Source organism: Paenarthrobacter sp. E2MeOHC11 (assembly GCF_058744955.1).
Genome location: NZ_CP196673.1, coordinates 285734 through 299092, shown reverse-complemented (window position 1 = coordinate 299092; position 13359 = coordinate 285734). Strand labels below are relative to the sequence as shown.

The following is a 13359-nucleotide window of genomic DNA, read 5'->3' as shown; positions in this document are numbered from 1 at the left end:
CCGGTACGAGGTGACCAACCAGGAGCAACCGCGAGTGCAAGGGGGCCTGTGAGACTTGCCACGGGGCACCTCTAAGAGCCCCCTTACGTTCGGCGGCCGTGGTCGCGTCGAATAGAATTGCATAAGACATACGAGTCGGTAGCTGAGCGCTGCCGGCGGCGTGACAACGAAATAAGGGTTATGAGCGACTACGCACGCGCCAGTGGTCGGCTCGCAACAGGAGGAATCCACCATGGCTGAGCACAACGGCGGCAATCGCGGCGGTAATCGCGGAAACTTCGGCGGGAACCGGGATGATCGCGGTTCGTACCGCCCCAACAACAACTCAGGCGGCGATCCCCGTGGGTTCCGTTCCAGGGAGAACCGGGACGGCAATGATCGTCCGGCCCGTGATGGCGAGCGTCGCTCGTTCAGCAATGACCGTGGTGATCGTAAGCCGTTCGGTGATCGTCCGGCCCGTGATGGCGAACGCGGCTCCTTCAGCAATGACCGTGGTGATCGTAAGCCCTTCGGTGACCGCAGCGATCGTCCGGCCCGGGACGGCGAACGTCGCCCGTTCAACAATGACCGCGGTGATCGTAAGCCCTTCGGTGATCGTCCGGCCCGGGACGGCGAACGCCGTCCGTTCAGCAATGACCGTGGTGATCGTAAGCCCTTCGGTGACCGCAGCGATCGTCCGGCCCGGGACGGCGAACGTCGCTCCTTCGGCGGCGACCGTGATCGTAAGCCCTTCGGTGACCGCAATGACCGTCCGGCCCGCGATGGCGAACGCCGCCCGTTCAACAATGACCGCGGTGATCGCAAGCCGTTTGGTGATCGTCCCGAACGTGGTCCGCGGAACTTCGATGGTCCCCGTCGTGATGGCGATGATCGCCGGCCGTTCAACAATGACCGTGGTGATCGTAAGCCCTTCGGTGACCGCAATGACCGTCCGGCCCGGGACGGCGAACGCCGCTCCTTCGGCGGCGACCGCGACCGTAAGCCCTTCGGTGACCGCAATGACCGTCCTGCCCGCGATGGCGAACGCCGCCCGTTCAACAATGACCGCGGTGATCGCAAGCCGTTTGGCGACCGTCCCGAACGTGGTCCGCGGAACTTCGATGGTCCCCGTCGTGATGGCGATGATCGCCGCCCGTTCAACAATGACCGCGGCGACCGTAAGCCCTTCGGTGACCGCAATGACCGTCCGGCCCGGGACGGCGAACGTCGCTCCTTCGGCGGCGACCGCGACCGTAACGACCGCGGCAACTCCTGGGAAGACCGTCCGGCCCGCGTTCCGAACGCCAAGGACATCCGCAGCTCCAACCGTCCCGACCGCGAACGCTCTCCCGAGATTGACGAGGACGTTACGGGCAAGGAACTAGATCGTGCCACGGGTCACCAGATCAAGACCCTCGAGGAGCAGAGCGCAGGCTGGGTGGCCAAGCACCTTGTGATGGCCGGCCGCTTGATCGACATTGAGCCCGAGCTGGCCTTCCAGCACGCATTGGCCGCAAGCCGTCGCGGCGGGCGCCTTTCGGTTGTTCGTGAAGCGGTGGGCCTGACGGCCTACGCCGCGGGCCACTATGGCGAGGCGCTGCGTGAGTTCCGTACGTACCGCCGCATCAGTGGCTCCAACGTGCACTTGCCTGTGATGGCTGACTGCGAGCGTGGCCTCGGACGTCCGGACCGTGCACTGGATATGGTTCGTTCTCCTGAAGCCCAGGACCTTGATGCTCCGGGCAAGGTGGAGCTCGCCATGGTCGCTTCCGGTGCCCGCACAGATCTCAAGCAGTTTGATGCTGCTGTCACCGAATTGGAGATCCCCCAGCTGGACATCAACCGGGCCTTCTCCTACAGCCCGCGTTTGTTCCGCGCCTACGCTGAAGCCCTCAGCGCGGTGGGTCGTACCGAGGAAGCGGACAAGTGGGCCCGCCAGGCGCTCGTGGCAGAGAATGCCTTGGGCGTTGGCGACTTCGCTGAGCCGGAGATCCTCGACCTTGGCTGGGACGAGCAGGAAGAAGCAGCTGCGCGTAAGCCGCGCTTCGAAAAGCGGGCCCCGGAGGCCGACGTCGTAAAGCCTGAAACGGAAACGGTCATCGCGGAAGCCGCGGCGGCCGACGTTGAGCACGATGAGGTTGAACTTGACGACGCCGAGTCGGACTACTTCGAGTCGGATGACGCGGAGTCGGACATCGACTCAGCTGAGGAAGAAGCTGAGGAAGCAGCCAAGGAAGAAGACACCGAGAACGAGGGCAACGACTCCCAGCATGGCTGATTCACTGATCTCATCCTTTGATGCTGTCCTTTCAGACCTGGATGGTGTGGTTTATGCAGGACCGCATGCCATCCCTGGGGCCGTGGAGTCATTGCAGCGTCTCGAAGCCGTGGGCGTTGGCCTGGGTTATGTGACTAACAATGCCTCCCGGACACCGGCCCAGGTCGCGGCGCACCTGCGTGAGTTGGGTGCGCCGGCGGAGGACCATCAGGTGGTCAGTTCCTCCCAGGCAGCAGGGGAGCTTCTGGCTTCCATGCTGCCTGCGGGGGCGCATGTGCTCATCACGGGCAGCGCGGCCTTGGCCCATGAGATCGAATTGGTTGGCCTTAAGCCGGTTCACAGTGCTGCCGAGTCCCCTGTGGCCGTAGTCCAGGGCTTCAATCCGGAAATTGGTTGGAAGGATCTCGCGGAGGCATCGTATGTGGTGGCCGGGGGAGCCATGTGGTTTGCCACCAACACGGACATGTCCATTCCGCAGGCCCGCGGTATGGCGCCGGGGAATGGCACGCTGGTGGCCGCGGTGGCAGCGGCCACGGGAAAGACCCCCTTGGTGGCAGGTAAGCCGGAGGCTCCGCTGTTCCATGCCGCCGCAAAGCGGCTCAACTCCACCCGGCCCCTGGTGGTCGGAGACCGCCTCGACACCGACATCCTGGGCGGTAACCGCGCTGGATTTGCGACGGCGGCCGTCCTCACCGGCGTGGACACCACCCGCACCATTCTGGCGGCGCGGACCGACGAACGTCCCGACTATCTCCTCGCGGACCTTGGGGGCCTTTACGCGCCCTACCCCGAGGTCGTCAGCGACGGCGGAACGTTCCGTTGCGGTGCGGCCTCAGCGGTTGCCGGGGATGGCACAGTCACGGTAACCGGTGACGAGGACGACCTTGACGCTTGGCGCGCGGCCTGCGCGGCCTGGTGGGCGGCAGTTCCCACCACGGCCGTAGCTCAGGCGCCGCAGCTGGACTGGCAAACTCAGTAGACTGGCAAACTCACTAGACTGGTGCGATGACCGAGCCCAACAACCTTCCGGAACCGGAACCGGAAAGCCTCAGCGGCCAAGAGGGCCCGGAAGGCCACATGCTTGACAGCCCCGAACCGGAACGCCCCGAGGTTCAATGGCCGGACGCCGCGACTCCCACGGGAGACCCGCTGGTGGACAAGGCCTTGGGGCTCTTGGGCCTTGTGCCAGCGACTCCTGTGGCAGACCACGGTGACCTTTACTCAGGAATTCATGACTCCCTGCTGGAGGCCCTGGACGCCGAGCCCGGACTTCCGGCGTCCCCCAAAAGCATCCCCCGCCCGGAAGGCGACAGCTAAGGCATGGCACGTCTCGATCAGGAACTCGTCACCCGTGGGCTGGCGAGGTCCCGTACCCATGCCGCAAAGCTCATCAGCGACGGAAAGGTCAGTTCGGCAGGAACTGTCCTCGCGAAGGCCTCCATCCAAGTAAATGCTGACACTGAATTGGACGTGGAAGCCCATCTGGAGGACATCTACGTCAGCCGCGCCGGGCACAAGCTGGACGGCGCGCTGAAGGCGTTTCCCGCCGTCGTGGTTTCCGGAAAGCGGTGCCTCGACGCCGGTGCCTCCACAGGTGGCTTTACCGATGTCCTGCTCCGGCAGGGAGCGGCAAGTGTGGTGGCGGTGGACGTCGGGCACGGCCAGTTGGTGCCGCACCTCCGTGATGACGTCCGTGTGGACGTCCACGAGGGCCTTAACGTCAGGTACATGACTCCCGAGCAGATTGGTGGTCCGGCGCAGCTGACGGTTGCTGATCTGTCCTTCATTTCTTTGACCCTCGTGGTGGCGCCGCTGGCTTACTGCACTGAACCCGGCGGCGACCTTGTCCTGATGGTCAAGCCGCAGTTCGAAGTGGGCAAGGAGCGGCTGAGCCGAACCGGGGTGGTCTCATCCGAGAATGAACGACGGCGGGCCGTTGCCCAGGTTGCGCGGGCTGCGGTGGACGCGGGGCTGGATCTGATGGACCTCGCGGCCAGTCCGCTTCCGGGCCAGGACGGAAATGTTGAGTACTTCCTGTGGATGAAGCGCAGGATGTCCGCTGTGTTGCCTAAGATCGAAGAGCGTGACGGGGACGTTGCTGCGTTGATCAAGAAACTCTGGCCGAACCACTAGAAAGCAGAACCCGATGAGCAGGCGTGTACTTGTCCTTGCCCACACAGGGCGGGAGGAATCGCTCCGTGCAGCGTGGGATGCCTGTACGCAACTGCATTCGTCAGGCTTGGTGCCCGTGCTGCAAAAGTCCGAGCTCGCCGATATTGAGCGGTTTTTCGGTGCGTTGGATACGCCTATTGAGATTCTCAACGACCACGTCAACCTGGAGGACGTGGAGTTGGTCATGGTCCTGGGCGGCGACGGAACCATCCTGCGGGCCGCAGAGTTGGTCCGAGAAGTGGACGTCCCGCTGCTGGGTGTGAACCTGGGACACGTTGGCTTCCTGGCCGAGAGTGAACGCGCCGACCTCGCCCAGACCGTCGAGTGGATTGCCAGCCGTCAGTACACGGTGGAAGAGCGCATGACCATCGACGTCCAGGTCTGGGTCAAGGGCCAGAAGATTTGGCACACGTGGGCGCTGAACGAGGCAGCCATTGAGAAGGCCAACCGCGAACGCATGTTGGAAGTCGTCACGGAAGTGGATGAACGTCCGTTGACGTCCTTCGGATGTGATGGCGTTGTCCTGGCAACCCCCACGGGTTCCACTGCCTATGCCTTCTCTTCCGGCGGGCCAGTGGTATGGCCTGAGGTGGAAGCCTTAGTCATCGTTCCCATCAGTGCCCATGCGCTGTTCGCCAAGCCCTTGGTGGTGTCGCCGAGGTCAAAGCTGGCCGTGGAAATCATGAGCAGGACCGACGCCTTGGGCGTCCTCTGGTGCGATGGGCGGCGTTCCGTGGATCTCCCTCCGGGTGCCCGCGTTGAAGTCACGCGCTCCGCGACTCCGGTGCGGCTCGCGCGCACACACAAGACGCCGTTCTCAGCCCGGCTTGTCCGCAAGTTCGAGCTGCCCATCCACGGCTGGCGTGGCCCGGCTCCCCGGAGCGGCGAAGTCCACACCGGTCCCATCCCCGTCATCCGTACCCTTTCACCGGCTCCGTTGCCCAGTCCGCGGGATGTAGATGGTCCCCGGGACGGTGACCTTCCCGACTCCACGAATGCGAAGTGAACCATGCTTGAAGAACTCCGAATCCGTGACCTTGGCGTCATAACGGACGCCGCCCTGCCGCTGGGGCCTGGCCTCAGCGTCGTGACCGGCGAAACCGGCGCGGGCAAGACCATGGTGGTGACCGCCGTCGGGCTTCTTCTGGGTGCCCGATCGGATGCCGGCGCCGTCCGTAGCGGCGCCAAGTCCGCATCCGCCGAAGCTGTGCTGAAGCTGGACCCCGCGCACAGCGCTGTGGAGCGTGCCAAGGAGGCCGGCGGCGAAGCGGAAGAGTTCGACGGCGTGGCTGAGCTCCTGCTGGCCCGCACCGTGGGTGCCGATGGTCGCAGCCGGGCATACGTTGGCGGGCGCGCGGCACCTGTGGGCGTGTTGGCCGAACTGGGGGAGAGCCTGGTGGTGGTCCATGGCCAGTCGGACCAGATCCGTCTCAAGAGCGCCACTGCGCAGCGGCATGCCCTGGACAGGTTTGCCGGGGCACCCCTGGCGAAGGTGCTGGGGGAGTACCAGGAACTGTACAACCACTGGAAAGCCATCCAGGCAGAACTTGAAACGCTCCGCAGCGAAGCCCGCGAACGCTTGCGGGAAGCTGAGTCTTTGGACGCGGCCCTGAAGGAAATTGACGAAGTGGATCCTCAGCCTGGTGAGGACGACACGCTGAAGGCCGAGGCAGTGAAGCTGGCCAACGTGGAAGAACTCCGGTTGGCGGCAGCGGCCGCCCATGAGTCCCTCATCGCCGAGGAATTCGGGGATGCAGGGGATGCAACGTCCATGGTGGATGCGGCGAAACGGACTTTGGAACACGTAGCCGACCACGACGAAGAACTGCGATCCGCTGCTGCCCGGCTTGCCGAGGTGGGATTCCTGCTCAACGACATCGCGGCCGAGCTCTCAAGCTACCAAGCCGCCTTGGACACCGAAGGCCCTGAGCGGCTCTCCGAAATCGAGGAACGCCGGGCCGCCCTGGCCAAGCTGATCCGCAAATATGCCCCGAGTATCGACGAAGTGCTCGAATGGGCGGCTACTGCGAGGACGCGCCTGGACGAGTTGCAGGATGACTCCAGCCGGATCGAGTCCCTGGATGCTGAAGTGGCCTCTGCGGAGGCAACTCTCCGCAAGCAGGCATCGGCCATCAGCAAGGCCCGCCTCAAAGCGGCCAAGGACCTCTCAGCCCGGGTGAGCGCGGAGCTGAAGGCCTTGGCGATGGCGGACGCCACGTTGGTCATCGAGGTCGATGGCAGCGGCGCACTGGGCCCGTGGGGCTCCGACGAGATCGCTTTCCTCCTCCAGCCGCACTCAGGCGCCCCGGCACGTCCGTTGGGCAAGGGAGCCTCCGGGGGTGAACTGTCCAGGGTCATGTTGGCCATCGAGGTAGTGCTCGCCGCAGTCGATCCTGTTCCGACGTTCGTCTTCGATGAGGTGGACGCAGGCGTGGGTGGGCGTGCCGCCGTCGAAATCGGACGCCGGCTCGCCATGCTGGCCCGCCACGTCCAGGTCCTGGTGGTAACGCACCTGCCCCAGGTAGCTGCCTTCGCCGATCAACACATCCGCGTGACAAAAACGTCCGTGCGGGGCGCCGACGGGAAGACGACCACAGGTTTCACCTCCAGTGACGTCCAGCTGCTGAGCGATGACGAACGCGTCAAGGAACTGGCACGCATGCTGGCCGGGCAAGAGGACTCTGAGTCCGCGCAGGCGCACGCCCAGGAATTGTTGGACGACGCGAAGCTCCTGCCACAGCGCGCTTAGCTTTGGAACGAGGCTCCGAGGGGAGTGCGAGCACTATCACATCCGGATACTTAATCCCGCCCGGCTCTTGCTTGGAATGCGGTGGTGAGCAACTATTGACCATTTGGGGAATCCGAACAGACGCTTGGAAGGCGTAATTGATGATAAGCTCGAATTCCGTGGTGCAGCGATCAAATTCCCGTGTAAATTCCCGGTTCCCGGGCTCGTCCAAGACGACCAAACACATCTTCGTCACCGGTGGTGTGGCGTCCTCGCTCGGTAAGGGTCTGACGGCTTCAAGCCTCGGCCACCTGCTGCGGGCACGCGGTTTGTCTGTAACTATGCAGAAGCTCGATCCCTACCTGAACGTGGATCCGGGCACGATGAACCCCTTCCAGCACGGCGAAGTATTCGTGACGGATGACGGCGCCGAAACCGACCTCGACATCGGACATTACGAGCGCTTCCTCGATGAAAACCTTGAAGGTTCGGCCAACGTCACGACGGGCCAGATCTACTCCACCGTTATCGCCAAGGAACGTCGCGGCGAATACCTCGGAGACACCGTCCAGGTCATTCCGCACATCACCGATGAAATCAAGCGCCGCATGCGCCTGCCTGCCGAGGGCAAGAACGCTCCGGACGTCATCATCACCGAAATCGGCGGCACGGTGGGCGACATCGAGTCGCAGCCGTTCCTGGAGTCGGCCCGCCAGGTCCGCCAGGATGTTGGCCGCAACAACGTCTTCTTCCTGCACGTCTCGCTGGTCCCGTACATCGGTCCTTCCCAGGAACTGAAGACCAAGCCGACGCAGCACTCCGTGGCAGCGCTCCGCTCCATTGGTATCCAGCCTGAAGCGATCGTGATCCGCTCCGACCGCGAAGTGCCGGACGCCATGCGTGAGAAGATCGGCCGCATGTGCGACGTCGACATCGATGCCGTGGTTAACGCCGCCGACGCACCCAGCATTTACGACATCCCCAAGACCCTTCACTCACAGGGCCTGGATTCCTACATCGTCCGTGCGTTGGACCTGCCATTCAAGGACGTTGACTGGAGCAAGTGGGACAAGCTGCTTGAAGCCGTCCACAACCCCAAGCATGAGGTTGAGGTTGCACTGGTGGGCAAGTACATCGACCTTCCGGACGCTTACCTCTCGGTCACAGAGGCACTCCGCGCCGGCGGTTTCGCCAACGAAGCCAAGGTCAAGATCCGCTGGGTCCCCTCGGACGAGTGCGAAACCCTCGCAGGTGCGACCAAGGCCCTCGCCGGTGTAGACGCAATTTGCGTGCCCGGTGGCTTCGGCATCCGTGGCCTTGAGGGAAAGCTCGGCGCGTTGAAGTTCGCCCGTGAAACCAAGCTCCCGGTCCTGGGCCTGTGCCTTGGCCTGCAGTGCATGGTGATCGAGTACGCCCGCAACGTCGTTGGCCTCGAAGGTGCTTCCTCCAGCGAGTTCGAGCCCGATTCCAAGTACCCGGTCATTGCCACCATGGAAGAGCAGCTGGACATCGTGGACGGCAAGGGCGACCTCGGCGGCACCATGCGCCTGGGCCTGTATGAAGCCAAGCTGGACGAGGGTTCGGTCATTGCCGAGACCTACGGCACCACCACGGTCAGCGAACGCCACCGCCACCGCTACGAGGTCAACAACAAGTACCGCGAGCAGATCGCTGCCAAGGGCCTGGTGTTCTCCGGTACCTCTCCCGATGGCAAGCTGGTGGAGTACGTTGAGCTTCCCCGCGAAGTCCACCCGTTCTACGTGGCAACACAGGCGCACCCGGAGCTCAGCTCCCGCCCGACGCGTCCGCACCCGCTGTTCGCAGGCCTGGTCAAGGCTGCCCTGGAGCGTCGTGAAGGCGTAGCCGTGGACACCAAGTCCGATGCCCGCGCGGTAGCTGCCAAGTAAACGCAAGAACTAACGAAGGACGGCGCGATGCCCGGCATTTCTGAACCCCCCCGCACTTCAAGGCAGGTTTCGGATATGCCGAGCCCGCGCCGTCTTTTGTCTACCAACAAGGTTTACGAAGGCCGCATTTGGGACGTCGTCAGCGACTCGTTCCAGCTCAGCGAAGACACTGACACCCTGGTTCGCGACTACATCGACCATCCGGGCGCCGTAGCGGTGCTTCCCATGAACGTGGACGGCGAGATCCTGCTGTTGAAGCAGTATCGGCATCCCGTGGGCATGGACCTCTGGGAGATTCCGGCCGGCCTCCTTGATATCGAAGGCGAGGACTTCGTGGTGGGCGCGGCACGGGAGCTGGCAGAAGAAGCTGACCTCAACGCGGCCACGTGGAACGTCCTGGCGGACTTCTTCAACTCGCCGGGCTCGTCCAGTGAGGCCATCCGCATCTATTTGGCACGCGGACTCAGCGATGTCCCGGAAGCGGATCGGCACACCCGCACCGATGAAGAGGCGGAGATCGAGTTGCATTGGGTTCCCCTCGAAGACGCGGTACGGGCTGTGCTCGAGGGCCGCCTCCACAATCCCTCGGCGGTAGTCGGTATCTTGGCTACTGCTGCCGCGAAAGCTGATGGATTCACCAGCCTTCGTCCTGCCAACGCGCCGTGGCCGGCCCATCCGAGCCAGCGCTGAGCATGGCCGAAGCCGCCACGCGAACTCCTACCGGCATTGATCGCGCAGTAACGGACTACCTTCAGCATGTAGGTGTGGAGCGCGGCCTGGCCGCGAATACCCTGGCTGCGTACCGCCGTGACCTGGCCAGGTACTCGAATTTCCTGGCGACACAGGGAGTGGAGCGGCCCGGCAATATTACCCGGCATCACGTGACCGCTTTCGTTCAGGCACTGTCAGACGGCAGCGACGGTGCCGCTGTGCTGGGTGTGCGCTCTGCGGCACGAACAGTTGTGGCCGTCCGCGGACTTCACAAATTCTGGGCGCTGGAAGGAACCACGACGGCGGACCCCGCCAGCGATGTCCACCCGCCCATGCCTGGCAAGCGGCTTCCAAAAGCCATCAGCGTTGGCGAGGTCACGCGCATCCTGGAGGCGGCGGGCGCGGATACGCCTACCGGGCTCAGGGACCGCGCACTCCTTGAATTCCTGTACTCCACCGGAGCCCGCATCAGCGAGGCCGTCGGTTTGGACGTGGACGACGTTTCCCTCGAAGACGCCGGTGGCGATCCCGCCATCGTGCGGTTGTTCGGTAAGGGTTCCAAGGAGAGGCTGGTGCCCCTTGGCTCTTACGGAGCCCGCGCCGTCGGGGCCTATGTCGTCCGTGGCAGGCCGCTGCTGGCGTCCAAGGGCAAAGGCACGCCGGCGCTGTTCCTCAACGCCCGGGGTGGCCGGATCAGCAGGCAGAGCGCCTGGACCATCCTCAAGGTGGCGGCCGAAAAGGCCAACATCACCAAGGACGTCTCGCCGCACACCCTGAGGCACTCTTTCGCGACACACCTGCTTGAGGGTGGTGCGGATGTCAGGGTGGTGCAGGAGTTACTGGGTCACGCCTCGGTGACCACCACGCAGGTTTATACGTTGGTCACCGCGGATACGCTGCGCGAGGTTTATGCAGCGGCGCACCCCAGGGCGCTCGGATAACCAGGGCGCTCGGCCAGCCGCCCAGTTACCCGAGTACGTCCAGCGTCACTTCCAGGGCGTCGACGAACAGTGCCAACAACGAGGTCACCAGGCCTGCCACCAGCAAGAGTCCCGGGTGGGCGAGCCCCACCACCACCCGCTTGAGCTCGGGGCGTCCTTTGAGGAACTTCTTGGGAACCCTCGTCTTCACCGGTACTTGCCGCCAGCCCCGCAACCGCCGCAGGAACCAGGCACAGCGCACGATGAACGCCATCCAAAGGATCGAAAGCACCAGTGGAACCGCGGCCAGCATGATATTGAAGCCGAGGGCCGTGACTTCCTTTTCGGAGTCGCCTATCAAGGACTGGACCGTTGTGGAGATGGAGGCGCTCATCACCACGGAGGCGGCCCACACCATGAACGCAGCAACGAGCGCCAGGAACCGCACGAAGAAATGACCCAGTACCGTTGCGTCCACAGCCCTGAGGTGGCTCCGGGGCGTGGCATGCAGGACCACCAGCGTCGAGACCAAGGTAGGCAAGGCAGCCAGAAGGACCAACAGGTACCAGCTCCATCCGGCGAGGTCCACCACTTCGTCCAACACGATGAGTCCGGACCATACGACCGTCCAGGCCCAGCCTGCGTAGAGCGGGTGCGCCACCAGCCATCGGGGCAGCCACGTGTCCCGCTCCGGCCTCGCTTTGCGAACAGTTTCAGAAGCAGCTTCGTCGCCGGCACCACCCACGGTGGACTGCAGCTCAGCGGCGTCGTCGACGGCGGCCACTGTGGCGCGCACGTCACCCCCACCTTCAGTCATGGGCTCACTGTAGCAATGGCGGCCGCGGCAGGGGAGATCAGGTTAAGGTAGGCAGCATGACTGCAGCCCATGTGACCTTGTGCTTCCTCCTCCGCGACGGCGCGGACGGCGAACATGTTCTGCTGGGGACCAAGAAGACTGGTTTTGGCCGGGGCAAAATTGTGGGTGTCGGCGGACACGTGGAGTTGGGGGAGACCGCCTCGCAGGCGGCGTGCCGGGAGGTCATGGAGGAGATCAACGTAGTGGTCCGTGCCCCGGATCTGATTCCGGCGGGCACTGTCGACTTTGTGTTTCCGGCCAGGCCGGATTGGAACATGGCCACAACGGTGTTCCTCACTCGATCATGGGAGGGAGATCCGTCCGAAAGCGACGAGATCGCCCCTGAGTGGTTCCCCGTTACCCGGCTTCCGGTGGAACGCATGTGGGCCGATGCCGAGCATTGGCTGCCGGCCATGATCTCGGGTCAGCGGATCGCCGTGCGTGTTGCGTTGGCCGAGGACAACGAGAGTGTGGCCGACGTGAGCACCGTTGAGTGGGTGGACCAGGAGCCTTAAGGGTGGACCGGGAGCCTTAGGAACAGCGACGGCGGGCCGGTCACCATGTCGGTGACCGGCCCGCCGTCGTAAGTCTCCTGAAGTACCAGAAGCGTTACGGCACGTGCCGCTCTTCCGGGCCGTTGTATTCGCTCAAAGGACGTATCAGCGAGTTGGCGGCTACCTGCTCCATGATGTGTGCGGTCCATCCCGTGATGCGGCTGGCGACGAACAGGGGCGTGAAAGTCTGGGTGTCGAAGCCCATGAGGTGGTACGTGGGGCCGGCCGGGTAGTCGAGGTTGGGCTTGATGGCCTTTGCCTCGTCCATGGCCTGCTCCAAGCCGTTGTAGAGCCCCAGGAGCTCAGGCCGGCCGTAGTGGGCGATCATCTTGTCCAGTGCGGCCTTCATAGTGGGAACGCGGGAATCACCGTGCTTGTAGACGCGGTGTCCGAAGCCCATGACCTTCTTCTTCTGCGCCAGGGCGTCCTCCATCCAGGCGCGGGCCCGTGTGGCCGCTTCCTCGAGGGATTCTTCGCTGCGGATACCGATCTCATCGAACGTGTGCATCACGGCCTCGTTGGCACCGCCATGCAGCGGACCCTTGAGGGCGCCGATTGCTGCGGTGACCGCTGAGTGCAGGTCTGACAATGTGGACGTGACCACGCGGGCAGTGAAGGTGGAGGCGTTGAAGGAGTGCTCGGCGTACAGGATCATCGAGACGTTGAACGCCTCAACCACTTCGGGAACCTGCTCTTCGCCGAACGTCATCCACAGGAAGTTCGCCGAATAGTCCAGGTCCTGACGCGGTTCGATCGCGTCCTGGCCGCGGCGGCGGCGCTGGTCATAGGCCACGACAGCAGGCATGGCCGCCCAGAGGTCGATGGCCTTCTTCATGTTTGCCTCGGGGGAGGAATCCTCGGCCAGTTCGTGCCGGGCACCGAGCACCGATGCGGCAGTGCGGCAGACGTCCATGGGGTGCGCCGTAGTGGGCAAAGTATCCACCACCGACTTGACCACGGGGTCCAGGGCGCGGCCTGCACGCTCCCGGGCAGTGAATTCTGCCAGCTGGGCTTCGTCAGGCAGTTCGCCGTTCCACAGCAGGTAGGCAACCTCTTCGAAGCTGCATTTGGCGGCCAATTCCTGGACCGGGTACCCGCGATACAGCAGCGAGTTGGTGTCCGGGTTGACCTTCGAGACGGCGGTGTAATCCACCACGACGCCGGCAAGGCCTTTTTTGATGTCAACAGCTGCCATGCTGCTCTCCTTCGTTCATAATGCAAGCGGCCCGGAAGCCCCGGACTGCCTGCTTTCCC

12 protein-coding genes are annotated in these 13359 nt (G+C 63.9%); 10 read left to right on the top strand and 2 right to left on the bottom strand.

From position 1 onward, the window contains the following. The first annotated feature begins 232 nt into the window (after positions 1-232). From ACSSVG_RS01370 to xerD, 9 genes are all read left to right on the top strand, one after another. Positions 233-2257, top strand: a complete 2025-nt coding sequence (locus ACSSVG_RS01370; RefSeq protein WP_492416902.1) for a hypothetical protein — start codon at positions 233-235, stop codon at positions 2255-2257. After that, positions 2250-3236 (top strand): HAD-IIA family hydrolase, encoded by a 987-nt coding sequence (locus tag ACSSVG_RS01365; protein ID WP_492416900.1) that lies wholly within the window; start codon positions 2250-2252, stop codon positions 3234-3236. Before ACSSVG_RS01370 ends, ACSSVG_RS01365 begins: the two co-directional genes overlap by 8 nt. Before the next feature lie 26 nt (positions 3237-3262). After that, entirely contained in the window at positions 3263-3574 is a 312-nt protein-coding gene (locus ACSSVG_RS01360; protein WP_492416899.1) for a hypothetical protein, read from the top strand. 3 nt (positions 3575-3577) lie between these two features. Then, positions 3578-4390, top strand: a complete 813-nt coding sequence (locus tag ACSSVG_RS01355; protein WP_231343198.1) for a TlyA family RNA methyltransferase — start codon at positions 3578-3580, stop codon at positions 4388-4390. Between the two features lie 13 nt (positions 4391-4403). Continuing rightward, positions 4404-5435: an NAD kinase gene (locus ACSSVG_RS01350; RefSeq protein WP_231343197.1), complete on the top strand. Its 1032-nt coding sequence runs from the start codon at positions 4404-4406 to the stop codon at positions 5433-5435. Positions 5436-5438: 3 nt separating this feature from the next. After that, entirely contained in the window at positions 5439-7178 is a 1740-nt protein-coding gene (gene recN, locus ACSSVG_RS01345) for a DNA repair protein RecN (RefSeq protein WP_231343196.1), read from the top strand. A 140-nt stretch (positions 7179-7318) separates the two neighbouring features. Continuing rightward, positions 7319-9064, top strand: a complete 1746-nt coding sequence (gene pyrG / locus ACSSVG_RS01340) for a CTP synthase (protein WP_231343193.1) — start codon at positions 7319-7321, stop codon at positions 9062-9064. A 27-nt stretch (positions 9065-9091) separates the two neighbouring features. Continuing rightward, on the top strand, positions 9092-9754 hold the full coding sequence (locus ACSSVG_RS01335; RefSeq protein WP_492416896.1) for an NUDIX domain-containing protein: 663 nt from the start codon (positions 9092-9094) through the stop codon (positions 9752-9754). Between the two features lie 2 nt (positions 9755-9756). After that, the gene (xerD, locus tag ACSSVG_RS01330; RefSeq protein ID WP_231343204.1) at positions 9757-10716 is read left to right on the top strand and encodes a site-specific tyrosine recombinase XerD; all 960 of its coding nucleotides are present in this window, start codon (positions 9757-9759) and stop codon (positions 10714-10716) included. Positions 10717-10741: 25 nt separating this feature from the next. Here the strand turns inward: xerD and ACSSVG_RS01325 are convergent, their stop codons facing one another. Then, positions 10742-11512, bottom strand: a complete 771-nt coding sequence (locus tag ACSSVG_RS01325; protein ID WP_231343188.1) for a hypothetical protein — start codon at positions 11510-11512, stop codon at positions 10742-10744. Between the two features lie 56 nt (positions 11513-11568). On the opposite strand from ACSSVG_RS01325, the gene ACSSVG_RS01320 reads away from it, so the two are divergent. Beyond that, positions 11569-12066, top strand: coding sequence for an 8-oxo-dGTP diphosphatase (locus ACSSVG_RS01320; protein WP_492416893.1), 498 nt, complete (start codon positions 11569-11571; stop codon positions 12064-12066). A gap of 94 nt (positions 12067-12160) precedes the next feature. Here the strand turns inward: ACSSVG_RS01320 and ACSSVG_RS01315 are convergent, their stop codons facing one another. Then, on the bottom strand, positions 12161-13300 hold the full coding sequence (locus tag ACSSVG_RS01315) for a bifunctional 2-methylcitrate synthase/citrate synthase (RefSeq protein ID WP_231339119.1): 1140 nt from the start codon (positions 13298-13300) through the stop codon (positions 12161-12163). Positions 13301-13359: the final 59 nt, after the last annotated feature.

Excerpts from the sequence above, each read along its gene's own strand:
- ACSSVG_RS01355 (WP_231343198.1), top strand. The coding sequence starts at position 3,578 with ATGGCACGTCTCGATCAGGAACTCGTCACCCGTGGGCTGGCGAGGTCC.
- ACSSVG_RS01320 (WP_492416893.1), top strand. The coding sequence starts at position 11,569 with ATGACTGCAGCCCATGTGACCTTGTGCTTCCTCCTCCGCGACGGCGCG.
- ACSSVG_RS01365 (WP_492416900.1), top strand. The coding sequence starts at position 2,250 with ATGGCTGATTCACTGATCTCATCCTTTGATGCTGTCCTTTCAGACCTG.
- ACSSVG_RS01325 (WP_231343188.1), bottom strand. The coding sequence starts at position 11,512 with ATGACTGAAGGTGGGGGTGACGTGCGCGCCACAGTGGCCGCCGTCGAC.
- ACSSVG_RS01335 (WP_492416896.1), top strand. The coding sequence starts at position 9,092 with ATGCCCGGCATTTCTGAACCCCCCCGCACTTCAAGGCAGGTTTCGGAT.
- xerD (WP_231343204.1), top strand. The coding sequence starts at position 9,757 with ATGGCCGAAGCCGCCACGCGAACTCCTACCGGCATTGATCGCGCAGTA.
- recN (WP_231343196.1), top strand. The coding sequence starts at position 5,439 with ATGCTTGAAGAACTCCGAATCCGTGACCTTGGCGTCATAACGGACGCC.
- pyrG (WP_231343193.1), top strand. The coding sequence starts at position 7,319 with ATGATAAGCTCGAATTCCGTGGTGCAGCGATCAAATTCCCGTGTAAAT.
- ACSSVG_RS01350 (WP_231343197.1), top strand. The coding sequence starts at position 4,404 with ATGAGCAGGCGTGTACTTGTCCTTGCCCACACAGGGCGGGAGGAATCG.
- ACSSVG_RS01360 (WP_492416899.1), top strand. The coding sequence starts at position 3,263 with ATGACCGAGCCCAACAACCTTCCGGAACCGGAACCGGAAAGCCTCAGC.
- ACSSVG_RS01370 (WP_492416902.1), top strand. The coding sequence starts at position 233 with ATGGCTGAGCACAACGGCGGCAATCGCGGCGGTAATCGCGGAAACTTC.
- ACSSVG_RS01315 (WP_231339119.1), bottom strand. The coding sequence starts at position 13,300 with ATGGCAGCTGTTGACATCAAAAAAGGCCTTGCCGGCGTCGTGGTGGAT.